Below are 21,259 nucleotides of genomic sequence, written 5' to 3'. Positions count from 1 at the left end.
CGGCGGCCCGGCGGCCCGGCGGCCCGGCGGCCCGGCGGCCCGACGGCCCGGCGGCGCGGCGGCCCGACGGCCCGGCGGTCCGGCGGTTCGGGCGGGCGGCGGGCCGGGCGGGCGCGGCGGTCAGCCGCCGTGGCCGAAGGCGAGCGCGTAGCCGGGACCGGAGTCGCGGTAGACGTCGCCGTTCCCCCAGCTCAGCACCTCGAAACGGATGTGGACGGCGTGCACGCGCCGGCCGGTCAGCTCCGCCATCATCTCCTCGGACAGGTCGATGATGGCGGGGATGTCGTGCTGCGCGATCGCCCAGTCGGCCGGGCCGAAATCCTCGACGACGCCGGTCACCTTCCGCCCCCGGTAGTCGATCCGGACGCGGGTGCCGAGCGGCCAGTAGGGGCTGGCGACCGTCCGGTAGGACATGCGCGCGCCGCGCGCGGTCGACTGGTCCCAGAAGGACGTGGCGGTCGCCGTCCCGAACGGCAGCCGCGGCTTGCGCCGGGACGGCGTCGGCGCGGGCCGCGCTACCGGGATCACCGGCTGCGCCCCGGGCGCGACGGCGGCCCCTCCCGGCCCGCCACCAGGGAGACCGCGAGGCACGCCGCCCGGCGCGGGGACGGCGCCCCGGTCCCGCGCCGAGGCCGCGTCCCCGTTCCGCGGCGACCGGGCCGCGTCTCCGTCCCGGTTTCGCGGAGAGCGCGCGGAGGTCGCGTGCCGGTTCCGTGACGTCCGGGCCGGGGACGCGTGCCGGTCCCGCGACGAGCGGGCCGAGGTCGAGCGCAGGGAGAGCGGGTCCGGGGACTGCAACGCGAACGCGGCGGCGGCCCCGCCGACCAGGACGGCGCCGGTGATCGGCACGATCAGCAACGCGGCGATCCGGCCGGGGCCCGCAGGCGGTGCGGGCGGCGGCGGGGGCGACGGCGGGGACGGGGCCGGAGCCGCCGTTTCGGGGAGGGAGAACTCGGCCAGAAGCGTCGCGAGGTGCTGCTCCATCGCGCGCTCGGGAAGGTCGAGCAGGTCGGCCAGGAGGGCGTTGCACCGGCCCGCCACGATCAGCCCGAAGATCCGCGTCTCCCGCGCGCTGAGCGTGGCGCGGTTGTGCCGCAGCGTGCGGGTGGTGCGCCCGGAGCTCCCGCAGCTCCCGGAGCCGCCGAAGATTTCCGCTTCGTCGTCCGGTTCGAGGCCGGAGGCGTCCTCGGCCCGCAGCACGAGCCGGGTGAGCCGCACCAGCTGGTCGGCCGCCTCCCGGGCCGGTTCGTTCACGCGCCCTCACCTCCCGGAAGCTCCTTCGTCCGCAAACTGAGAGTAATCGCGTGCGGACAATGCGGAGTGTAAGGTCTGGATGCGGGCAACGGAAGGTGTTGCGGAGGCGAGGAAGCGCAAGAGTGACCGTGCGGGCCGGCCCGCCGCCCACCGTGGACCCGGATGGCAGAATCGAGCCGTGAGCGACGCGAAGGAGAACGCGGCCGCGTCCGGCACGGCCGCCTGGCACGGCCGCATCGACGGCGGCGCGTCCGCCCCCGGACGGATCGAGCACGTGCGCGGAGACGCCCTGACCGGCGACACCGCGCAGACCGCGGGCATGCGGCGGCTGGAGGCGATCTCCGGCCGGACGGTCGGCTCCGAGCGGCTCTGGATGGGCCGCACGCACGTCGGCCCGGCGACGAGCTCCGGCGACCACCACCACGGCGAAGCCGAGACCGCGATCTACGTGGTGTCGGGGCATCCGGTGTTCGTGTTCGCCGAGGGCGACCGCGAGGTGCGGATCGAGACCTCGCCGGGCGACTACGTGTTCGTCCCGCCGTACGTCCCGCACCGCGAGGAGAACCCGTCGGCGGACGAGGAGGCGGTCGTGGTGATCGCCCGCAGCACGCAGGAGGGCATCGTGGTCAACCTGCCGAGCCTGTGGGCCGACGTCGAGCGTCCCTGACGGGGGCGGGGCGGCCGGCGGTCAGTAGCTCTGGAGTTCCAGGAGGTTGCCGTCCGGGTCGCGGAGGTGCGCCGAGCGGAGGTTCGGCCCCCACTCGGGACGGTCCGCCGGAGCCGCGACGACGGACGCGCCGAGCGCTTCGAGGGACTTGGCCGCGGCGTCCACGTCGTCCACCTTGAAGACCAGCATCGAGCGGTCCTGCCCGGACGCCGCGGGCCGGTCGGACGTCCCGGCGACGGCGGCGATCGCGGCGCGCCCGAACAGCGAGAGGACGGCCTGGCCGTCCAGGTCCCAGTTCGCGTAGCGGGCCTCGGGCAGCACCTTCACCGGCTCGATGCCGAGCAGGTCGCGGAGAGCGACGGTGTAGAAGCGGGCGCAGGCGTCGAAGTCGTCAACCAGCAGCCGGGGGTACAGCAGGTCCACGGCGGGCTCCTATTCGTTGGAGGTCACCAATGATTGGTCGTCCCCTACTATAGGGACATGGACCGACCCGCGCGCAGCACCCCGCCCCGGATGCTGGACGTCACCACCTACGTCCTCGCACGCGCCGGACGCCTCGGCCGCGCCCGGATGGCCCGCATGATGGACGAGCACGATCTCGGCCTCTGGCACTTCGCCGTGTTGTCCGCACTGGACGACGCGACCGCGCCGCCGTCCCAGCGCGACCTCGGCGCCCGCCTCGGCATCGACCCCAGCGACCTGGTGGACGTCGTCGGCACGCTGGCGGACCGCGGCCTGCTGCGCCGCGACCGCGACCCGTCCGACCGCCGCCGCTACGTCGTCGCCCTCACCCCCGAGGGCCGCGCGGAACTGGACGCGGTCGCCGGACGCGCCGCCGGCCTGGACGCCGAACTGCTCGCCGCGCTCGACCCGTCCGAACGCGCCGCCTTCACGGACATGCTCCGCCGCGTCCTCGACCACCAGGAGGTTCTCGCCGCGCGCGGAGACGACTGAGCCCTCGTACGCGACCGAGCCCTCGTACGCGACCGAGCCCTGGTACGTGAGGCGGCCGAGCACTCGTGAGAGAGGCGACCGGGTGCTCGTGGGCGTGGCCCGTGCCGGGTGCCGACGACCCGGCCGGGACGCGTGACGAGTGACGGGTGTGCACCGGACCCTCGGACGCCGTGTCCGAGGTTCCGGTGCGCGCTACCTGGAGCCCGTGGGCATCGCCTCGCGCATGCGCTCGCGCGACTGCTGCGCCTGCTCGTGCTCGTGTTCGGGGCCCCACTGCTCTTCCAGCCGCAACGCGCAGCCGACCGCGAAGAACGTCGGCGCCCACTGCCCGACGAAGATGCCCCACCGGTCGGCTCGTTCGGTCGACTCGGCGCCGCGGGACACCATCCAGGAGACGAACGACGCTCCGATCGACGCCGCCCCCATCGCGTACAGGATGTTGGACGACACGCCCATCTTGTGTAGCAGGCCAACCATGGATGCTTCCTCCTTGGGTATCCGCGGGTCTGGTGACCCTGCTGGTCCCCTTTCCCTCAGGGCAGGTCCGCATGGCAATGCGCGGGCCAAGTCTTGCCCTCCTGGCCGGGAACGTCCGCGCAGGTCAGAGCATGTGACGCCGAGGGCCCGGTTCCGGTGGCGCGCCCACCGGAACCGGGCCCTCGACGGACCGGACCGTCCGTCAGTCGAACAGGTCCGGCTGCTCGCGGACGATCTGGTCGTACAGCGGCTGGTAGTTGATCCACGCGACCAGGTCGTTGCCGAGCTGCTCGTGGGTCAGCTTCGCGTTCTCCTCGCTGATGTGGACGACCTGACCGGCGGCCTTGGCGAGCAGCTGCACCTGGCAGGAGCGCTCCATGGTGATGAACCACCAGGCGGCCGCGTCCACCGAGTCGCCGACCGTCAGCAGGCCGTGGTTGCGCAGGATGACGGCCTTGTAGCCGCCCAGGGCGGCGGCGATCCGCTTGCCCTCCTCGACGTCGGTGACGACGCCGGTGTAGTCGTCGAACAGGCCGTGGTCCTCGTAGAAGGCGCACACGTCCTGCGTGATCGGCTCCAGCTTCTGGCCGAGCGCGGAGATCGCGCGGCCGTAGGTGGAGTGGCTGTGCGCGGCGGCCACCACGTCCGGGCGGGCCTGGTGCACCTGCGAGTGGATCGCGAAGGCCGCCTCGTTCACCGGGTAGCGGCCCTCGACGACCTGCCCCCGGTGGTTCACCAGGATCAGGTCGCTGACCTTGATGTGCTTGAAGGACATCCCGAACGGGTTGACCCAGAAGTGGTCGGCCAGCTCGGGGTCGCGGGCGGTGATGTGCCCGGCCACGCCCTCCTCGAAGCCGAACTTGCCGAAGATCCGCAGGGCCGCGGTCAGCCGCTCCTTGCGGTGCCGCCGCTCCTCCTCCACGGTCGCGAAGGTCTCCGGCAGGCGGAAGATCAGGTCCTTCGCGGGCAGCATCTTGTCCAGGAACTCTTCCTCGGCGGACATCGGCGTCTCCTCGGGTCGGGATACCCCTACGAAAGCGCACCCTTACGGCCGTCGCCTAGCCCGCCCCGGCCCAATCCGGGACGGGCGCGTTGTCCGTCGCGGACAACGGCCGGGACAATGGCGGGCGTGAGCACGGGCCGATCCGACCAACCCGACCGCTACCTGCTGCTGCTCCTGGACGGCGCGGCCGACCCGGCGCTGCTGGACGCGACGGTCCGCGCGGCGCGGTCCCGGTCCGCGCAGGTCGCGGAGCTGCCCGAGGCGGAGGTGCGGCGGCACGTCCGGGCGCTGATCGAGGGCGTGCTGGCCAGCCTCGCGGACGGGACCGGCGAGCCCGACCCGGCCGCGCTGGAGGCCGCCGGACGGCTCGGCTCCGACCGGGCCCGGCAGGGCGTCCCGGTCGCCGCGCTGCTGGACGGCTTCCAGGCCGGCCGCGAGTACCTGGTGCGCCGGCTCACCGGCGAGGGCCGCCGCCAGGGCGTCCCTGACGGCGTCCTGCTGGACGGCCTGACCGCGATCGACGGCGTGACGACCGCGCTCGTCCACCGGATGGTGCACGCGCACCGCACCGCCGAGCTGGAGATGGCCCAGACGACGCGCGAGAGCCACGCGCAGCTGCTGCGGCGCCTCCTGCACGGCGAGCCGGCGCCGCGTCCGGCGCCGCTCGACGCGGGCACGGCCTACCACTGCGTCGTCTCCGACGTGAGCGACCCGTCGGTCGCGTCCCGGCTGGAGGGCGCGCTGACCGCGGCCGGGCCGGGCCTGTCGGCGCTGGTGGACGGCCGGATGGTCGCGCTCGTCGCGCGCCTGCCGGACCTGCCCGCGGACGGGCCGCTGATGGTGGCCGCGCCGCCGCGGCGTCCGGACGGCGTCGCGCCGATGTACGCGCTGGCCCGCCGGGCGCTGGCCGCCGGGACGCGCGCGGGGCTCACCGGCCTGCGCCGTCTCGGCGACCTCGCCCTGCTGACGGCCGCCGACGGCGAGCCCGACCTCGGCCGCCTCCTCGCGGACGCCCTGCTCGCCGCGCTCGACCCCCGCGACCCGTTCCACCGCGAGCTCGCCGAGACCGCCCTCGCCTACCTGGACCACGGCAGCCGCATCGAGCCGGCCGCCGCCGCGCTGCACGTCCACGGCAACACCGTGAAGTACCGGCTCCGCCGCCTGCGCGAACTCACCGGCCGCCCGCTCGCCGCCGCGTCCGTCGCGGACACCGCGCACTGGTGGTGGGCCCTCCGGACGTGGCTGGACGTTCCGGCCCGCTGACCGCGCTGTCGGTGCCGGATGATGGGATGGGGCCGCGCCGCCGGAGACGCCGGCGACGTCCGGACGACGAGGGGGAGTGACCGGGTGAACGCACCGAGGCTCGGGACCGTGATGTGGCCGATCCAGTCCTGGCGGGAGACCGGCGAGCTGTTCCGGCGCGCCGAGGACCTCGGCTTCGACACCGCCTGGATCTACGACCACACGGCCTGGCGCGGCCACACGCCCTGGTTCGACGCCTACACCACGCTCGCCGCGGCCGCCGCGGTCACCTCCCGCGTCCGGCTCGGGACGCTGGTGACCTCGCCGAACTTCCGGCACCCCGTCCCGACCGCGCACGCGATCAGGACCATCGACGACATCAGCGGCGGCCGGTACACCGCCGGGATCGGCGCGGGCGGCACGTCCCGCACGTCCGACGGCGGCCTGCTCGGCGGCCCGGACTGGACGCCCCGCGAGCGCGCCGGCCGCTTCGCCGAATGGGTGGACCTCCTCGACCGCGCGCTGCGCGGCCCCGAGACCACCCACGAGGGCGAGTACTACAGCGCGCAGGAGTTCCGCTCCGGGCCGGGCTGCGTCCAGCGCCCGCGCGTCCCGTTCTTCATCGCGGGCGGCGGCCCGCGCGGCATGCGTCTCGCCGCCCGGTACGGCGAAGGCTGGATCACCACCGCGGAGGGTCCCCAGTCGGACGACCCGTACGAGCTGGTCCGCATCCAAATCGGCCTACTCGACGAAGCGTGCGAGGCCGAGGGACGCGACCCGGCCACCCAGCGCCGCCTCCTGCTGACCGGCTTCACCGACGAGCCGTGGCTCGCGTCGTCCGCGTCCTATGCCGACCTCGCCGGACGCTACGCCGAGCTGGGCGTCACCGACATCGCCCTCCACTGGCCGCGTCCCGACTCGGACTGGGCGGCCGACATGAAGACCTTCGAGGCCGTCGCCGCCGACCACACCGCCTGACCACGCTCCCGGCTCCGCCTCCCCCGAAGGTCTTCGAATGCCCTATGTCCTGCTGGCCCTGGCGATCGTGTCGGAGGTCGCGGCGACGCTCTCGCTGCGCGCGTCCGAGGGGCTGTCCAAGCTCGTCCCGAGCGCCGTCGTCGTGGTCGGCTACCTGGTGTCGTTCGCGCTGATGGCGAGGGCCCTGACCGCGCTGAACGTCGGCCCGGTCTACGCGATCTGGTCGGCGCTCGGCACGATCGGCGCGTTCGTCGGCGGGGTGGTCCTGTTCGACGAGCCCGTCCGCCCGCTGACCGTGGTCGGCGCGGTCATCATCGTCCTCGGCGTGATCGTCATGAACCTCGGCGGCGGGGTCGGCCAGGGCTGACCCCGCCGCCGTCGCGGGTTCCGGTTCTCACCCGCTCGCGGGCGGCGGGTTCTCGTCGGTACGTGCGGTCACTGGTACATCTGGCCGCAGACGGCGATGCGGGCGAGGTCGGCCCAGGACATGGCCGTGATGTCGCGGACATAGGAGCGGGTCGGAGCGGCGGCGGACGCGGTGTCCAGCGGGACGCGGGCGCCGTCGGCGGCGTCCCAGCCCCCGACGCTGCCCGCGACCGCGCACTCCAGGTACGTCGCCGGGTCGAAGTTGTACCAGCGCGCCGGGGTGGCGCGGCGGCCCGAGCCGGGCGGGCGCGGCGCGTCCACGCCGAAGCGGGCGCGCGGGCCGGGCGGCTGCTCGGCGAAGTCCTCCAGGTCGGCGAGCTGGGACAGCAGCACGCGCTCCCAGTCGGCGTGGTCGGCCGGTTCGTCCCCGGCGAGGGAGAGGTCCTTGGTCCGCCACGCCGGATCGAACGGCGGCGGGGGAGTGAGGGTGGCGGCGGTGAACATCGCGGCCACGTCGTCCGGCTCCACGCCGTCCCGGTCGCGGAGCGGGCCGCTCACCTTCCACAGCGCCCGCAGGAACGCCGACAGCGACCAGGACGCCGACCGCGCCTCCTGGCCGAGCTGGAGGAAGTGCAGGTAGAGCTCGCGGTTGGTGTGCAGCGCCGGACCCTCCGGGCCCGCGACCCAGTAGTGCTGCCTGTGCGGGACGCCGCTCTCCAGCACCAGGACGCGGGCCAGCGCCGAGATCCGCGAGTCGAAGCCCGCCACGCGGAACTCGTTGCCGGCGTCGTCCTGGCGCATGACGTCCCAGCTGCTCATCCGGGTCCTCCACGATCGGTCTCGCGCTGCCGCGCCCGCGTCCTCGCCGCAAAGTGTCCCATCTCGGGTCTATGCCACCAGTAGCGGGCACGTCACTATCCGGCCTCGGTTGCCGTCCCCGGCGGCGCGCGGGGACGGACCGGGCGACGGACAGGGGCGACGGACCGGGCGCGGGGTCACCCCTTGGCGCGGTGGATGACCTGGAGCTCGGTGAACCCGTACAGGCCCCACGGCCCGTTCTCGACGCCGACGCCGCTCCACTTGAAGCCGCCGAACGGCTGGTGCGGGCCGAGCGCCAGGTGCGTGTTCACCCAGGACGTCCCGCATTCGAGGCGCCCGGCGACCTCGGCGGCGCGGTCGGCGTCGCCGCCCCAGACCGATCCGGACAGGCCGAAATGGGTGCCGTTGGCGCGGGCCACGGCCTCGTCAAGGTCCCGGTAGGCGATCACCGGCAGCGCGGGGCCGAACTGCTCCTCGTCCACGATCCGGACGCCGTCCGCCACGCCCGCGAGGATCGTCGGCTCGAAGAAGTAGCCCGGACGGTCCATCGGGCGCCCGCCCGCCGCCGCCTTCGCGCCGCCCGCGATCGCGTCGGCGACCAGCTCCGACACCCGCTCGAACTGCGGCCGGTTGTTGATCGGCCCGTACTCCACGCCCTCGGCCGTGCCCGCGCCGACCCTCGCCTCGCGCGCCCGCGCGGCGAGCGCCTCCACCACGTCGTCGTAGATCGCCTCCGGCGCGTACACCCGCTTGACCGCCGAGCAGACCTGGCCGTTGTTCATGAACGCCGCGCCGAACAGGCGGTCGGCGACGGCGGCCGGGTCCACGTCGTCCAGCAGGATCGCCGGGTCGTTGCCGCCCAGCTCCAGCGTGACGCGCTTGAGGTCGGGCGCGGCGGACGCGGCGACCCGCTTGCCCGTCGCCACCGACCCGGTGAAGCTGATCTTGCGGGGGACGGGGTGCGCGGTCATCCACGCGCCGAGCTCGTCGCCGCCGCTCACCACGTTCAGCACGCCGGGCGGCAGCACGTCCCGCAGCGCCTCGCCGAGCAGCAGGCTCGACAGCGGCGTGTACGGGGACGGCTTGAGCACCACGGTGTTGCCCGCCAGCAGTGCCGGGCCGAGCTTCCAGGCGGCGAGCAGCAGCGGGAAGTTCCACGGCGTGATCGCCGCGACGACGCCCAGCGGACGCCGCACGACCTCGACGAACGCGGCGTCGTCGTCCTGGATGACCTCGCGCGGCAGCTCCAGGTCGGCGAAGTACTTCAGCCATACTCCGGCCCCGATCGCCTCCGTGGTGGCGTCCTTGAGCGGCTTGCCCTGTTCGAGCGTGATGACCCGGCCGATCTCCTCCGATCGCGCGAACAGCACGTCCGCGGCGGCGCGGAGCGCCTCGCGCCGCGCCTTCTCGTCGGCGCGCCATCCCGCGCGGGCCGCCTGCGCCGCGTCCATCGCCGCGTCGAGCTGCTCGCGCGTGGCGTCCGGCGCCTGCTCGGCCACCTCGCCCGTGGACGGATCGACCACGCCGAACGTCCCGGACGCCTCGACGGCCCTCCCACCGATCGTCATCGTGTACCCGGCCATGGAACCTCCCACCTCGGCACATACCGAACGACGTTCAGTATTCACCCGGCGACCGGCCCGGCACCACCCCGCCGCGCGGCGGTGCCCCGCCCGGTCACCGCGGGTGGGCGGCGGTGGCCGGAGTCGGCAGGAGGTTGGCCGGTTCCGGCAGGTGGGGTGGGCTCCGCAGGACCGGCGGGACATCATCTCGCTCATGCGATCACGACTCTCCGCGGCGCTCGTCGCGGGTCTCACGATGACCCTCGCGGGCGGGACGGCGACGGCGGCGTCCGCGCGGTCCCCGATGGCGGCGCCCGCGCCCCGGCCGGGCCTCGCCAGCCCGCATCCGTGCGAGGGCCAGCCGGGCTTCACGTGCGCGACGCTCCGGGTCCCTCTCGACCACCGGAACCCGGCCAGGGGCACCCTCGACCTCCAGGTGGGGATGTCCGACGACATCAAGGCCCCGAAGGGCACGCTGCTGTTCCTGACGGGCGGTCCCGGGCAGCCGGGGGTGCCGTTCCTCACCCGGCTCACCCGGCAGCGGCTGCCGGAGCTGGCGAAGAACTACCGGTTCGTGATGATCGACCAGCGCGGCACCGGCCAGTTCGGCGCGATCGACTGCCCGAAGATGCAGGCGCAGGTGGGCAGCTCGGACATCGCGCCGCCGACGCGCGACGCGGTCGCCGAGTGCGCGGGCGTCGTCGGTGACAGGCGCAGCTACTACACGACCGAGCAGACGGTCGGCGACCTGGACATGTTCCGGCGGGCCCTCGGCGTCCCGAAGTGGGTCGTGGACGGCGTCTCCTACGGCTCGTTCACGGCGGCGAACTACGCCTCGTTCTTCCCCGGGCACGTCAGCAAGGTCGTCCTGGACTCGGTGCTGCCGCACAAGGACCCGAACCACGAGCAGATGCTCTACACGACCGGGCAGCGGGCGGTCGCGCGGGTGCTGCGCGACGCGTGCAAGACCGCGCCCGCGTGCGGCTACGACCCCGCGCAGGACGTCGCCTACCTCGCACGGCACCGCAAGGACGCCGTCCTCATGTGGGACATGCTCGTCTCGTACGAGTTCGTGGACCCGTCCTACCGCGACCCGAACCCGGCCGGGCTGCCCGCCGGATCGGGCGACGTGGTGGGCGCGATGCACGCGGCGCGGCTCGGCGACCCGGCCCGCCTCGACAACATCATGAAGCTCATGGCGCCCGGCGGCGACCCGGTCGCGTCCTTCAGCGCGGGCCTGCACGAGGCCACCATCTGCGGCGACGGAGTGTTCCCGTGGGGGACGTCCGAGACCCCGGTCGCGCGGCGCCCGGCGGCGCTGGAGTACACCCGGCGGCACCTCCCCGCAAGCGCGACGTGGCCGTTCACGACCGCCACGGCCGTGGGTGACGGGTTCATCCAGGAATGCCTGACCTGGCCGGTCGCGCGGCACACCGCCGAGCCGAAGACGAAGCTCCCGCCCGTCCCCATCCTGATCGTGAACGGCGACCACGACCTGTCCACGCCGATGGAGTGGGCCAAGGAGGAACTCGCCAACGCGCCGCGCGGCGAGCTCGTCATCGTCAAGGGCGCGAGCCACTCGATCCAGAACCGCGAGCGCGGCACCCAGGGCCGCGAGGCCGTCTACGCCTTCCTCAACACCTGACCCGCCGCCCCGCCGGCCAGCGCGTCCCGGTGGGCAAGGTGACGCGCCGCCGTCCGAACGGCGGCGCGTCGGGGTGGGTCAGGCGCCGAGCATCCGGTCGACGAGGGTGCGGTAGCCGCGCAGGGCCTGCCGCAGCCGCTCGGTGTCGGACGGCGCGTCCTTCTCGTTGCGCCACCGCTCGTCCAGCTCGTGCTTGCGCGAGGTGAGCGCCTGCCCGATCGCGTTGACGACCTCGGCGGTCAGCTCGTCGGCCTTGCGGACGGACTCCTCCGGGTCGTCCACGAAGCCCGCCTGGACTTCGTGCCAGCGTTCCCGGAAGCGCCCGGCTTCGGCGTCCGCCAGGAGCCTGCTCTCGACGGAGCCGTCCGGCCGGGGTTCGGGGGATCGCGTGGCGCCGCCGTCGTCGCCGCCGTGCGGGTGCCCGGCGACGATGGGCGCGGTGTCGGGCGTGTTCGGGTCGGTCTCGGGCGGCCGTCCGGCCACGCGGACGCCCGGATCGGTCTCGGGCGTGCCGGTGTTGGTGGCGGTGACGTCGGCGGTTCCGGCCGCGCGCTCGCGCTCGGTCCTCGCCGCGGCGCCCGCGGGGCCGGGACGCGCCGGATCCTGCGCCGGTCGTGGGGAAGTGGGTGACACTGCGATCAGCTCCTCTGCTCGCGGCCGTCGTCGCGGCGCTCGGCGCCCGGTCCGGCGGCCCGGCCGGCGGTCGGCTCGGCCACGGATCCGGCGGTCGGCTCGCCGGTGCGCCGGCCCGTGTCCCCGTCCGCGGACGCGCCCTCGGGGCCCGCGGCCGGCGTCCGCGCGGAGCGCTCGCCGGCCGGGACGGCCAGCAGGTCCTCGAACAGGGCGCGGTAGTGGACCATGGCCTGGCGCAGGTCCTCGGTCGAGGCCTCCTTGCGGTCGGCGCGGACGCTGATCTCGTGGCCGCGCCGGTAGTGGTCGAGGGTCCGGCCGTGCTCGACCGACAGGTGCTCCACCCGGTCGTCGAAGTCCCGGGTCGGGTAGCCGCGGTCGCCCATCACGGCCGTGACGAGCCGGTCGGCCTGCGCGACGGCGGCGTCCGGGGTGTCCACGAACTGCTCCTGGACGTGCGTCCACTGCTCGCGGTACAGCTCCCGCTGGCGGGGGTCCAGCTCCCGCAGCGACAGCTCCTCGTGCCGCTTCTCGCGGGACATCAGCTCCCGTTCGGCGGCGCTCCGGCCGCCCGCCCGCTCGACGGCGCGGTCGTACTCCGGGCCGAAGCGGTTGCGCAGCCGCCGGGTGCGGCTCTGCCGGACGGCCAGCAGGAGCGCGGCGGCGACGGCCAGGACGACCACTATGGCGATGACGACCATCACGGCGGTCGACATTGCGTCCTCCTCGAAGTGTCGACTCCGTTGTGCTCGGAACGAACGGTCCGCCGATGCCCCCGTGCTCCCCGTCGAAACGGACGCCAGGTCACGGACCGACCGTGAGTGCTAAATCGGTCAGACCCGGATTGGTGCGGCAAAGCCGGATCGACCCCACAATCCGGGGTGTTCATGGTCTGATGGGGCGGTGGCCGCGCCCCTCCTCCGGCGCGGCCGGGCGAGGGGAGGTGACGCGCGGTGCGGCACGCGGCCGGACTCCTCCTCGGCATCCTGCTGACCCCCGCGCTGCTGGCCGGGGCCGCCTGGGGCTACGCGCAGGCCGCCGAGTCGTTCGACGGCGGCGACCGGGTCATCACCGACCACACCCGCGGCTACGGCGCGTTCGCGCTGCTCGCGGCCGTGGGCCTGGTCGCCGGAGTGATCATCGTGGCGCGCTGGGCGTCGCCGCTGGTCTCGCTCGTCCCGGCGCTGGCGCTGCTCGGGCTGTCGGCGGCGTTCCTCGCCGACCCCGGCGGGGTGCTCGGCCTGCCGGCCCGGATGCACGCGCCCGGCGACCTGGACTTCGGCCTGCGCATGCTGCTCGGCTCCGGCGTGGACGCGATGCTGGGCTTCGCGCTCCTCGTCCCCACCTGGGCCCCGCGCCGCTGGGGCGGACGCGACGACGACGAGCCCCGCGTCGACTACTACTCGCCCGCCGAGCGCTGACGTCCCGAACCCGAAGACAGGACGACCGGAACCGGTGCCGCCCCCCGGACCGAAAAGGCCGTCCGGCACCGGTCGGGGGAACCGGCGCCGGACGGCGGGAGCGGGACGCGGGTGGAGGCCGCGTCCCCGTGCTGGCCGAAAAGACCTCCGGTTCCTACTTACCGGCCTTCGAGACGAACTCGGTGGTGTAGGTCTTCGCCAGGTCGATCGTGTCCTTCTTGCCCTTGACGTTCGGGGAGAACTGGGCCAGGACCTCCAGGACGTTCTTCGCGCCCTCCGCGGGCATGACGCCGTCGGCGGTGAACATGCCGATCGAGTCGCCGATGGCCTTCTTGTAGAGGGCCGGGTCGCCGCCCGCGTAGTCGGCGGGCATCTTCGCGGCGATCTCGTCCGGCTTGTGGGCCTTGATCCAGCCGAGCGTCTTGACGAAGGCGTTCGCGAGCTTCTGCACGGTCTGCGGGTTGGACTTCACGTAGTTGCAGTCCATGTACAGCGACGACGCCGGGTAGAGGCCGCCGAGCGCCTTGCGGGTGCCCTCCTCGGTGCGCATGTCGAGCAGCACCTTGCCCTTGCCGGACTGGGTGAGCTTGGCGATCGTCGGGTCGGTCGTCATGCCCGCGTCGATGCCGCCGTTGCCGAGGGTCGCGATGAAGGTCGCGCCCGCGCCCGCCTTGACCGTGGTGTAGTCGGACGGCTGGACGCCCGCCTTGACGGCTAGGGCGCGGGTCAGGAAGTCGGTGGACGAGCCGGGGCTGGTCACGCCGAGCTTCTTGCCCTTGAACGCGGCGGGGGAGGAGATCTGCCCGGCCTTGTCCGCCGAGACCATCTCGGCCTCGCCGGGGACGTCGGCGAACTGCACGACGCTCTCGATGCACTTGCCCTTGGTCTGCAGATCGATGGTGTGGTCGTAGAAGCCGACCACGCCCTGCACGTCGCCGGAGATCAGCACGTTCTCGGCGATGGCCCCGGCGGGCTCGGTCAGCAGCTGGACGTTGAGTCCCTGCTCCTTGAAGTAGCCGAGCTGCTCGGTGAGCTTGGCGGGCAGGTAGATGACCTTGTCGATGCCGCCGACCATGATCTTGACGGTGCCGCCGGAGTCGCCCGACGACGAGGACGACTTGGAGCTGCGGCAGGAGGTGAGCGACAGCGCGGTCACGGCGGCCAGGGCGGCGGCGCCGACGCGGTAGGAGGTGCGCATGGGGTGGGTCTCCAGGAACGAGAGGGGGACGGAGGGGGACAGCGGCAGGTCAGACGGGGTTGGCGTCGGCGGCCGACGGCGGGCGCCAGCGCAGCAGCCGGCCTTCGAGCATCGTCAGCAGCCACTCGGCGAGCAGCGCCAGCACGGTGATGATGATCATTCCGGCGTAGATGCCGGCCGCGTCGAAGGTGCCCTGCGCGTGGTTGATCAGCAGGCCGAGGCCCTTGTCGGCGCCGCTGTACTCGCCGACGACCGCGCCGATGATCGCGAAGCCGAACGCCGAGTGCAGCGAGGCGAGGATCCAGGACGTCGCGGACGGCACGACCACCGTCCGCAGCACGGCCCAGCGGCCCGCGCCGAGGATGCGCGCGTTGTTGACCAGGTTGCGGTCCACCTCGCGGGCGCCCTGGAAGGCGTTGAAGAACACCGCGAAGAACACCAGCACGAACGCCGTGGCGACCTTGGACTGCATGCCGAGCCCGAACCAGATCACGAACAGCGAGGCCAGGATGATGCGCGGGATGGCGTTGGCGGCCTTGATGAACGGCGCGCACACGTCCGACAGGAAGCGGCTGCGGCCGAGCACCACGCCCAGCACGACGCCGCCGAGCGAGCCGAGGACGAAGCCGAGGACGGCCTCGCGCAGCGTGTAGGAGATCTGCTCCCAGATCGAGCCCTGCGAGGTGCCGTTGGTGAACCAGTCGACCAGGCGGTCCCAGATCGCGGAGGGCCGGGAGTAGTAGAACGGGTCGATCCAGTTCCGCGCGGCCAGCTCCCAGGAGCCGAGCCAGAGCGCGACCATCACCAGCCGGACGGCGTAGATCATGGCGCGGCGGCGCAGCGCGGCGGCCTTGGCCTGGGCGACGGCCCGGGCCTCCTCCTCGGGGGTGGGCGCGGCGGCCGGGGCGGGCCGCTCGGTCTCGACGTCATGCGGCACGGCCGGCTGCTCCCCTCTCGCGGGTGATCTGGACCTCTTCGCGCAGCGACTCCCACACCTCGCGGTAGACGTCGAGGAACTCGGGGGTCAGCCGCACCTCCTCGGCGTCGCGCGGGCGCTCCAGCGGGACGTCGAAGACGCTCTTGACGGTGGCGGGCCCGGCGGTCATGACGACCACCCGGTCGGCCAGCACCAGCGCCTCCTCCAGGTCGTGCGTGACGAACACGACGGCCGCGCCGGACCCGGACCACAGCCGCAGCAGCTCGTCCTGCATGAGGCCGCGGGTCTGCACGTCCAGGGCGGAGAACGGCTCGTCCATCAGCAGGACGGACGGCTCGTTGACCAGCGTCTGGGCGAGCGCGACGCGCTTGCGCATGCCGCCGGAGAGCTGGTGCGGGTAGTACTTCTCGAACCCGGCGAGGCCGACGCGGGCGACCCACTCGCGGGCCTTCTCGCGCGCCTCGCGCTTGGCGACGCCCCGGTAGCGGGGGCCGGTCGCGACGTTGTCGAGGACGGAGCGCCAGGGGAGCACGGCGTCGTTCTGGAACATGTAGCCGACGCCGTCGGGGATTCCGGTCACGGGCCTCCCGTGCACGCGGACGGTCCCGGCGGACGGCGGCTCCAAACCGGACACCAGGGACAGGGTGGTGGACTTGCCGCATCCGGTCGGGCCGACGACCGCGACGAACTCGCCGGGCGCGACGGTCAGGTTCAGGTCGCGCACGGCGGTGTGCAGGCCCGCGCCGGACCGGAAGCGTTTGGTGGCCCCGTGAAGTTCGATCACCGGGGCGTGCTGCTGGGACATGCCCGGCAGGTTAGGAAGTGACCGGGGTCACGGGAACCCTTGCTCGCGATGCCCGCGCAATTCGCATAACCGCACGTTGAGCGTGTTGCGCGGGTTCTGCTCGTTCTGCTCGCGCGGGGCTGTGCGCAGGGTAAGCCATCAGGTACGTTGACCTGCCATGCCCGTCCGCCTCCGCCTCCCGTTCGCCCGCCAGGTGCTGATCTTGCAGATCGCCGTGGTGGTCGTCGTGGGCTGCGCGGGCTACGCCCTGGTGGCCTGGCGGCTGGACGGCGAGCTGCGCGACCAGTTCGGCCAGCGGGCCCTCACCCTGGCCCGCAGCGTCGCGGCCGACCCGGACGTCGGCCGGTCCGTGGTCGCGGGCGACCCCGGCCACCTGGTCCAGGACCGGGCCGAGCGGGTCCGCCGCCGGGCCGGGGCGCTGTTCGTCGTGGTCACCGACCGGCGCGGCATCCGCTACTCGCACCCGACCGAGGCGCTGCTCGGGCAGCGCGTCAGCACGGACCCGTCCGCGCCGCTGGCCGGACGGGAGGTCGTCCGGTTCGAGCGCGGCACGCTCGGGCTGTCGGTGCGCGGCAAGGTGCCGCTGTACGATCCGTCCGGTCCGGAGGCCGCCGGACGCGTCGTCGGCGAGGTCAGCGTCGGCTTCGACGCCGGGGCGATCGACCGCGAGCTGGACGACGCGCTGAGCGGGCTGAGCGCGTTCGTCGCGGGCGCGCTGCTGCTCGGCGTGCTGGCGTCGGCGGCGATCGGCGTCCGGCTGCGCCGCCAGACCCTCGGCCTCGAACCGTACGAGCTGGTCGAGCTCGTGCACGAGCGGGAGGCCGTCCTGCACGGCGTCGGCGAGGGCGTGGTCGCGGTGGACGCCGCCGGACGCGTCGCGGTCTGCAACGCCGAGGCGGCGCGGCTGCTCGGCACCCGGCTCGAACGCGGCGTGCCGGTCGAGGAGCTGGACGTCCCCGGCCCGCTGCGCGAGGTGCTCGCCGGGCGCAGTCCCGCCGCCGACCTGTTCGTCACGGCGGGGGAGCGGGTCCTGGTCGTCAACCGGCGCGAGGTGCGGCGGCGCAACCGCGACCTCGGCGCGGTGGTGACGCTGCGCGACCGCACCGACGTGGAGACGCTGGCCCGCGAGCTGGACTCGGTGCGCACGCTGTTCGACGCGCTGCGCGCCCAGCGGCACGAGTACGCCAACCGGCTGCACACCCTGTCCGGGCTGCTGCACCTCGGCCACCACGAGGAGGCCGCCGGGTACCTGGCGACGCTGGTGACCGACGCGTCCGGCGCCCCGGCCGCCGAGCCCGTCCCGTCCGACCCGGTGTTCGACCCCTACCTCCAGGCGTTCCTGTCCGCGAAGACGGCGGTCGCGGCCGAGCGCGGCGTCCGGCTGGACGTCGGTCCCGGCAGCTTCGTGCCCGGCCGCATCATCGACCCCCTCGACGTCACGACCGTGGTCGGCAACCTGGTCGACAACGCCGTGGAGGCGGCCCGGCAGGGCGGCCGGCGGCCCGCGTGGGTCGAGGTCGAGCTCCTCGGGGACGGCCCCGACCTGCACGTCACGGTCGCCGACTCCGGCGCGGGCGTCCCGGCCTCGCTGCGCGAGGAGATCTTCCGCGACGGCGTCACCACGCGCGAGCCGACCGGGGGCCGCGCCCGCGGCCTGGGCCTCGGCCTGGCCCGCCGCACCGCCCGCGCCCGCGGCGGCGACGTGACCTTCGCCGACCAGCCCGACCGTCCCGACCAGCCCGACCGTCCCGACCAGCCCGACCGTCCCGACCAGCCCGATCGTCCCGACCAGCCCGATCGTCCCGACCGTCCCGACCGGTCGCGGCGGCTCGACCCGCCCGGTCCGGCCGGGGCGCCGGACGACGCCCGGCACGGGACGACGGGGGCGGTCGTCGTCGCACGCCTGCCCGGCGTGCTGGGTAAGGAGGCCGACGATGGCTGACCAGGTGATCCGCGTGCTCGTCGTGGACGACGACTTCCGGGTGGCGCAGGTCCACGCGGGCTTCGTCTCCTCGGTGGACGGCTTCCAGGTGTGCGGGACCGCGCACAGCGCCGCCCGCGCCCGCGAGCTCGCCGTCGAGCTGGACCCGGACCTGGTGCTCCTCGACGTCTACCTGCCGGACGCGTCCGGCCTCGGCCTGCTCCCCGAGCTGGACGCGGACGTGATCATGGCAACGGCCGCCGCGGACCCGGCGTCGGTGCGCGCGGCCCTCGGCCACGGCGCGCTGCACTACCTGGTCAAGCCGTTCGCGGCCGAGGCGCTCACCGCCCGCCTGGTCGGCTACGCCCGGTACCGGCGCGCGCTCGCCGGGCCGGGCGAGCTGACCCAGGACGCGGTGGACGAGGCGCTGCGCGAGCTGCACGCGCCCCTGTCCGCCGGGCCCGCCCGCCCGTCCGGCCGGACGCCGGTCACCGCGCAGCTCGTCGCCGAGGCGCTGCGCCGCGCGGGCGTGCCCCGCTCGGCCGCCGAGGTCGCCGAGGACGTCGGCATCTCCCGCGCGACAGCCCAGCGCTACCTCGCGAGCCTCGCGCAGCGCGGCCGCGTCCACGTCGCTCTCCGCTACGGCGCGACCGGCCGCCCCGAACACGAGTACTCCTGGTCACCCCGCTAAGGGGCGGCCGAGGGGACGGACGGGGCCGGGCGCTCGCCCCGGTAGAGGCGGGCGATGATGTCCTCGATGCCGGTCTCGCGCAGGGCGATGTCGCGGACGTCGTAGCGGGCGGCGAGCGCGGCCACCACGGACGCGGCGTTCGCGCCGTCGGGCAGGCGCAGCGTCTGGCGCGGGCCCTCGACGTCGGTCACCGCGAGGCCGTCCACCTCGACCGGCGGGACGGGCGCGGCCAGCTCGACGACCAGCTGCCGGTCGGCGCCGGCCGCCCGTCGCAGCGCGGTGAGGCCGCCGTCGAACGCCGCCCGGCCGTGGTCGATGATGATCACCCGCCGGCAGAGCCGCTCGATGTCGCCGAGGTCGTGCGTGGTGAGCAGGATCGTCGTGCCGCGCTCGGCGTTCAGCCGGGCGAGGAACGCGCGGACGGTCGCCTTGCTCACCACGTCCAGGCCGATGGTCGGCTCGTCGAGGACCAGCAGGTCGGGGTCGTGCAGCAGCGCCGCCGCGAGGTCGCCGCGCATCCGCTGGCCGAGGCTGAGCTGCCGGACCGGGGTGGCGAGGAACGGCTCCAGCTCCAGCAGCGCGGTCAGCTCCGCCAGGCGCGCCTTGTAGGCGTGCTCCTCCACCCGGTAGAGGCGCCGCACGAGCGTGAGGCTGTCGCGCAGCGGCAGGTCCCACCACAGCGTCGTGCGCTGGCCGAACACCACGCCGATGCGGCGGGCGAGGGCCGTCCGGGCGCGGGACGGGTCGAGCCCCGCGACCCGCACCCGGCCCGACGACGGGGTGAGGATGCCGGTGAGCATCTTGATCGTGGTGCTCTTGCCCGCGCCGTTCGGGCCGAGGTAGCCGAGGAACTCGCCCCGCTCGACGGCGAACGTCACCCCGTCCACGGCGCGGACGGTCGTGCGCTCGCGGCGCAGCCCGCGGCCCGTCCGCCGGCGCAGGGTGAAGGTCTTGGTCACGTCGGTCAGCTCGATCATCGCGTCCCCTCTCAGCTTCCCGTCGAGCGGTAGCGGCGCAGCCCCGCCCGCCACGCCAGGCCCGCCACGACGCACAGCGCCGCGCCGACGGCCGGCGAGGCGAACCGCGTCCAGCCCGGCAGCCCGAGCGGGTCGGGCCGCCCGAGCACGTAGAGCCCGGGCATCCAGTTCACGAACGCCAGCGGCACGACGAAGGTCACCCCGCGCACGAAGTCCCGCGCGAAGACCGTCATCGGGTACTGGGTGAGGGACGCGCCGCCGTAGGTCAGCGCCTTGGTCGCGCCGTGGCTGTTCAGCAGGACGAACTGGACCGCCGAGCACAGCACCCAGATCCCGGCGAAGATCGTCGTCCCGGCCACCACCATCAGCGGGACCATCGCGACCCGGCCCGGCGTCCACGCCACGTCCAGCCGGGGGAGCGCGAGCGCCAGCACGAGCACCGGCGGGACGAGCCGGCCGATCCGGCGCGGCGAGAAGTCCTCGGTCGCGAGCTGGATCAGCGGGCTCACCGGACGGACCAGCAGCGCGTCCAGCGTCCCCTCCCGCACGTGCTCGCCGAGCCGCTCGGTCGTGCCGAGCAGGATGTCCGACACCGCGAACGACAGCGCCGAGGTGCCGTAGAAGAACAGCACCTCCGCCGCGTCGAACCCCGCGATCCGCTGGGCGCGGCTGAACATGACGATGATCGCCGCGACGTCCAGCCCGGCCGTGGCGGCGGTGCCGAGCGCGAGCAGCAGGAGCGACACCGGGTACTGCGCCGCCGCGCGAATCCACGTCCACGCGAGCAGGCAGTACGTCGTGACGGCCCGTCCGCTGCGGGTGACGGCCCGTCCGCTGCGGCCCAGGACGCCCGGACCGGCGGTCATCTCGCGGCTAGCCACCCTGCGCCTCCAGCCTGCGCTGGGCCACGCGGGTCAGCAGCCGTCCGGCCGCGAGCAGCCCGGCCGCCCACGCCGCCTGGAACCCGAGCGCCGCCGCGAGCCCGTCACCGGTCCGGCGGCCGAGGTACACGTCGGCGGGCACCTGCACCAGCCCCGACCACGGCAGCGCCCGCGCGATCTCGCCGAGCGCGCCCGGGAACGCCACGAGCGGCACGAGCATCCCGGAGAGGAACAGCGACAGCACCAGCGCCACCGCCTGGACGCCGCGCTCGTCGTGCAGCCAGAACATCGACAGCGTGATCAGGTACCGCAGCGCGAAGCTCAGCAGGACGGCCAGCCCGACCGACGCCGCGAACGCCGCCGCCGTGCCCGGCCCCGGCCACCGCAGCGTGAACAGCAGGCCCCCGACCAGCATCGGCGGCAGCCCGCGCAGCAGCAGCGTGGAGACCGCGCGGCCGATGTCGTCGGCGAGCCACCACGCCTGCAGGTCGACCGGCCGGTGCAGGTCGATCGCGACGTCGCCGGTGCGGATGCGCTGCCCGAGCTCCATGCCGCCGAAGATCTGGACCGGCCCGATCAGCGCCTGGGTGAGGAAGGAGAAGGTCACCGCGTCCGTCGCGTCGTAGCCGCCGAGCCCGGGGCGGGCCCGCCACAGCGCGAGCAGGACCGAGGCGCGCATGACCCCGAAGAACGTGTTGGTGACGGCTTCGGCCGCCGAGCCGAGGGGATAGGCGGAGTATCGTCGCAGTGCGTACCAGGAGACCCACGGAATGACGCCCACTGGCCACGAGCCTAGGACGTCCGGCTCGAAGGTTCCATGCCTTTTCCCGT

General features: G+C 74.2%; 23 protein-coding genes. 9 read left to right on the top strand and 14 right to left on the bottom strand.

Features of this window, described 5'->3' with window-relative positions; genetic code table 11:
- Positions 1-120: 120 nt before the first annotated feature.
- The gene (locus ACFPCY_RS41760) at positions 121-1,254 is read right to left on the bottom strand and encodes an RlpA-like double-psi beta-barrel domain-containing protein (RefSeq protein WP_378265213.1); all 1,134 of its coding nucleotides are present in this window, start codon (positions 1,252-1,254) and stop codon (positions 121-123) included.
- Positions 1,255-1,432: 178 nt separating this feature from the next.
- Here ACFPCY_RS41760 and ACFPCY_RS41755 point away from each other — a divergent pair, with 178 nt between their 5' ends.
- Positions 1,433-1,921, top strand: coding sequence for a cupin domain-containing protein (locus ACFPCY_RS41755; RefSeq protein WP_378265211.1), 489 nt, complete (start codon positions 1,433-1,435; stop codon positions 1,919-1,921).
- 21 nt (positions 1,922-1,942) lie between these two features.
- Here ACFPCY_RS41755 and ACFPCY_RS41750 read toward each other — a convergent pair whose 3' ends face one another.
- The gene (locus tag ACFPCY_RS41750; protein WP_378265209.1) at positions 1,943-2,344 is read right to left on the bottom strand and encodes a VOC family protein; all 402 of its coding nucleotides are present in this window, start codon (positions 2,342-2,344) and stop codon (positions 1,943-1,945) included.
- 57 nt (positions 2,345-2,401) lie between these two features.
- Here ACFPCY_RS41750 and ACFPCY_RS41745 point away from each other — a divergent pair, with 57 nt between their 5' ends.
- Positions 2,402-2,875, top strand: coding sequence for a MarR family winged helix-turn-helix transcriptional regulator (locus ACFPCY_RS41745; RefSeq protein WP_378265207.1), 474 nt, complete (start codon positions 2,402-2,404; stop codon positions 2,873-2,875).
- Between the two features lie 192 nt (positions 2,876-3,067).
- On the opposite strand, the gene ACFPCY_RS41740 is transcribed toward ACFPCY_RS41745, so the two are convergent.
- Positions 3,068-3,352: a hypothetical protein gene (locus tag ACFPCY_RS41740; protein WP_378265205.1), complete on the bottom strand. Its 285-nt coding sequence runs from the start codon at positions 3,350-3,352 to the stop codon at positions 3,068-3,070.
- Positions 3,353-3,554: 202 nt separating this feature from the next.
- Complete coding sequence (locus ACFPCY_RS41735; protein ID WP_378265203.1) at positions 3,555-4,355, bottom strand: class II aldolase/adducin family protein; 801 nt, start codon at positions 4,353-4,355, stop codon at positions 3,555-3,557.
- Positions 4,356-4,481: 126 nt separating this feature from the next.
- Here ACFPCY_RS41735 and ACFPCY_RS41730 point away from each other — a divergent pair, with 126 nt between their 5' ends.
- The 3 genes from ACFPCY_RS41730 to ACFPCY_RS41720 all read left to right on the top strand — a co-directional run bounded on the left by ACFPCY_RS41730 (position 4,482) and on the right by ACFPCY_RS41720 (position 6,942).
- Positions 4,482-5,618 (top strand): helix-turn-helix domain-containing protein, encoded by a 1,137-nt coding sequence (locus ACFPCY_RS41730; RefSeq protein ID WP_378265201.1) that lies wholly within the window; start codon positions 4,482-4,484, stop codon positions 5,616-5,618.
- 84 nt (positions 5,619-5,702) lie between these two features.
- On the top strand, positions 5,703-6,575 hold the full coding sequence (locus tag ACFPCY_RS41725; RefSeq protein ID WP_378265199.1) for an LLM class flavin-dependent oxidoreductase: 873 nt from the start codon (positions 5,703-5,705) through the stop codon (positions 6,573-6,575).
- A 37-nt stretch (positions 6,576-6,612) separates the two neighbouring features.
- Positions 6,613-6,942: a DMT family transporter gene (locus ACFPCY_RS41720; protein WP_378265197.1), complete on the top strand. Its 330-nt coding sequence runs from the start codon at positions 6,613-6,615 to the stop codon at positions 6,940-6,942.
- A 68-nt stretch (positions 6,943-7,010) separates the two neighbouring features.
- Here the strand turns inward: ACFPCY_RS41720 and ACFPCY_RS41715 are convergent, their stop codons facing one another.
- Together ACFPCY_RS41715 and ACFPCY_RS41710 are read right to left on the bottom strand one after the other, a co-directional pair.
- Positions 7,011-7,760 carry a hypothetical protein gene (locus ACFPCY_RS41715; protein ID WP_378265195.1) on the bottom strand — a complete coding sequence of 250 codons (750 nt, stop codon included), beginning with the start codon at positions 7,758-7,760 and terminating at the stop codon, positions 7,011-7,013.
- Positions 7,761-7,936: 176 nt separating this feature from the next.
- Positions 7,937-9,343 (bottom strand): aldehyde dehydrogenase family protein, encoded by a 1,407-nt coding sequence (locus ACFPCY_RS41710; RefSeq protein ID WP_378265193.1) that lies wholly within the window; start codon positions 9,341-9,343, stop codon positions 7,937-7,939.
- A 193-nt stretch (positions 9,344-9,536) separates the two neighbouring features.
- Here ACFPCY_RS41710 and ACFPCY_RS41705 point away from each other — a divergent pair, with 193 nt between their 5' ends.
- Positions 9,537-10,967: an alpha/beta fold hydrolase gene (locus tag ACFPCY_RS41705; protein ID WP_378265191.1), complete on the top strand. Its 1,431-nt coding sequence runs from the start codon at positions 9,537-9,539 to the stop codon at positions 10,965-10,967.
- Positions 10,968-11,045: 78 nt separating this feature from the next.
- On the opposite strand, the gene ACFPCY_RS41700 is transcribed toward ACFPCY_RS41705, so the two are convergent.
- Both ACFPCY_RS41700 and ACFPCY_RS41695 read right to left on the bottom strand, forming a co-directional pair.
- Positions 11,046-11,600 (bottom strand): hypothetical protein, encoded by a 555-nt coding sequence (locus ACFPCY_RS41700; RefSeq protein WP_378265189.1) that lies wholly within the window; start codon positions 11,598-11,600, stop codon positions 11,046-11,048.
- Between the two features lie 5 nt (positions 11,601-11,605).
- Positions 11,606-12,313: a hypothetical protein gene (locus ACFPCY_RS41695; RefSeq protein ID WP_378265187.1), complete on the bottom strand. Its 708-nt coding sequence runs from the start codon at positions 12,311-12,313 to the stop codon at positions 11,606-11,608.
- Positions 12,314-12,550: 237 nt separating this feature from the next.
- Here ACFPCY_RS41695 and ACFPCY_RS41690 point away from each other — a divergent pair, with 237 nt between their 5' ends.
- Complete coding sequence (locus ACFPCY_RS41690) at positions 12,551-13,018, top strand: hypothetical protein (RefSeq protein WP_378265185.1); 468 nt, start codon at positions 12,551-12,553, stop codon at positions 13,016-13,018.
- A 154-nt stretch (positions 13,019-13,172) separates the two neighbouring features.
- Here the strand turns inward: ACFPCY_RS41690 and ACFPCY_RS41685 are convergent, their stop codons facing one another.
- Genes ACFPCY_RS41685 through ACFPCY_RS41675 form a run of 3 tightly spaced genes read right to left on the bottom strand, consistent with a single transcriptional unit; the run spans position 13,173 to position 15,958 of the window.
- The gene (locus ACFPCY_RS41685; protein WP_378265183.1) at positions 13,173-14,216 is read right to left on the bottom strand and encodes an ABC transporter substrate-binding protein; all 1,044 of its coding nucleotides are present in this window, start codon (positions 14,214-14,216) and stop codon (positions 13,173-13,175) included.
- Positions 14,217-14,265: 49 nt separating this feature from the next.
- A complete protein-coding gene (locus tag ACFPCY_RS41680) occupies positions 14,266-15,153 on the bottom strand; it encodes an ABC transporter permease (protein ID WP_378265181.1) in 888 nt (295 codons plus the stop codon).
- Positions 15,143-15,958, bottom strand: coding sequence for an ABC transporter ATP-binding protein (locus ACFPCY_RS41675; protein ID WP_378265179.1), 816 nt, complete (start codon positions 15,956-15,958; stop codon positions 15,143-15,145). The genes ACFPCY_RS41680 and ACFPCY_RS41675 overlap by 11 nt, the downstream gene beginning before the upstream one ends.
- A gap of 157 nt (positions 15,959-16,115) precedes the next feature.
- Here ACFPCY_RS41675 and ACFPCY_RS41670 point away from each other — a divergent pair, with 157 nt between their 5' ends.
- Positions 16,116-17,900 carry a sensor histidine kinase gene (locus ACFPCY_RS41670; RefSeq protein WP_378265177.1) on the top strand — a complete coding sequence of 595 codons (1,785 nt, stop codon included), beginning with the start codon at positions 16,116-16,118 and terminating at the stop codon, positions 17,898-17,900.
- Positions 17,893-18,570, top strand: a complete 678-nt coding sequence (locus ACFPCY_RS41665) for a response regulator (protein ID WP_378265175.1) — start codon at positions 17,893-17,895, stop codon at positions 18,568-18,570. Before ACFPCY_RS41670 ends, ACFPCY_RS41665 begins: the two co-directional genes overlap by 8 nt.
- Here ACFPCY_RS41665 and ACFPCY_RS41660 read toward each other — a convergent pair.
- The 3 genes from ACFPCY_RS41660 to ACFPCY_RS41650 are packed head-to-tail and all read right to left on the bottom strand — an operon-like array spanning position 18,567 to position 21,209.
- Complete coding sequence (locus ACFPCY_RS41660; RefSeq protein WP_378265173.1) at positions 18,567-19,547, bottom strand: ABC transporter ATP-binding protein; 981 nt, start codon at positions 19,545-19,547, stop codon at positions 18,567-18,569. The genes ACFPCY_RS41665 and ACFPCY_RS41660 overlap by 4 nt on opposite strands.
- A gap of 11 nt (positions 19,548-19,558) precedes the next feature.
- Positions 19,559-20,428, bottom strand: coding sequence for an ABC transporter permease (locus tag ACFPCY_RS41655; RefSeq protein ID WP_378265171.1), 870 nt, complete (start codon positions 20,426-20,428; stop codon positions 19,559-19,561).
- The gene (locus ACFPCY_RS41650; protein WP_378265169.1) at positions 20,421-21,209 is read right to left on the bottom strand and encodes an ABC transporter permease; all 789 of its coding nucleotides are present in this window, start codon (positions 21,207-21,209) and stop codon (positions 20,421-20,423) included. Before ACFPCY_RS41650 ends, ACFPCY_RS41655 begins: the two co-directional genes overlap by 8 nt.
- Positions 21,210-21,259: the final 50 nt, after the last annotated feature.

It is taken from the genome of Actinomadura gamaensis, from assembly GCF_042652125.1.
Lineage (GTDB): Bacteria > Actinomycetota > Actinomycetes > Streptosporangiales > Streptosporangiaceae > Spirillospora > Spirillospora gamaensis.
The sequence above is the reverse complement of the archived record's forward strand: the minus strand, read 5'-3'. Positions and strand labels throughout refer to the sequence as shown.

What these genes read in the sequence shown, in the direction of transcription:
- ACFPCY_RS41715 (WP_378265195.1), bottom strand. Translation starts at nt 7,760, where the DNA reads ATGAGCAGCTGGGACGTCATGCGCCAGGACGACGCCGGCAACGAGTTC.
- ACFPCY_RS41665 (WP_378265175.1), top strand. Translation starts at nt 17,893, where the DNA reads ATGGCTGACCAGGTGATCCGCGTGCTCGTCGTGGACGACGACTTCCGG.
- ACFPCY_RS41710 (WP_378265193.1), bottom strand. Translation starts at nt 9,343, where the DNA reads ATGGCCGGGTACACGATGACGATCGGTGGGAGGGCCGTCGAGGCGTCC.
- ACFPCY_RS41705 (WP_378265191.1), top strand. Translation starts at nt 9,537, where the DNA reads ATGCGATCACGACTCTCCGCGGCGCTCGTCGCGGGTCTCACGATGACC.
- ACFPCY_RS41695 (WP_378265187.1), bottom strand. Translation starts at nt 12,313, where the DNA reads ATGTCGACCGCCGTGATGGTCGTCATCGCCATAGTGGTCGTCCTGGCC.
- ACFPCY_RS41685 (WP_378265183.1), bottom strand. Translation starts at nt 14,216, where the DNA reads ATGCGCACCTCCTACCGCGTCGGCGCCGCCGCCCTGGCCGCCGTGACC.
- ACFPCY_RS41745 (WP_378265207.1), top strand. Translation starts at nt 2,402, where the DNA reads ATGGACCGACCCGCGCGCAGCACCCCGCCCCGGATGCTGGACGTCACC.
- ACFPCY_RS41740 (WP_378265205.1), bottom strand. Translation starts at nt 3,352, where the DNA reads ATGGTTGGCCTGCTACACAAGATGGGCGTGTCGTCCAACATCCTGTAC.
- ACFPCY_RS41670 (WP_378265177.1), top strand. Translation starts at nt 16,116, where the DNA reads ATGCCCGTCCGCCTCCGCCTCCCGTTCGCCCGCCAGGTGCTGATCTTG.
- ACFPCY_RS41675 (WP_378265179.1), bottom strand. Translation starts at nt 15,958, where the DNA reads ATGTCCCAGCAGCACGCCCCGGTGATCGAACTTCACGGGGCCACCAAA.
- ACFPCY_RS41735 (WP_378265203.1), bottom strand. Translation starts at nt 4,355, where the DNA reads ATGTCCGCCGAGGAAGAGTTCCTGGACAAGATGCTGCCCGCGAAGGAC.
- ACFPCY_RS41660 (WP_378265173.1), bottom strand. Translation starts at nt 19,547, where the DNA reads ATGATCGAGCTGACCGACGTGACCAAGACCTTCACCCTGCGCCGGCGG.
- ACFPCY_RS41720 (WP_378265197.1), top strand. Translation starts at nt 6,613, where the DNA reads ATGCCCTATGTCCTGCTGGCCCTGGCGATCGTGTCGGAGGTCGCGGCG.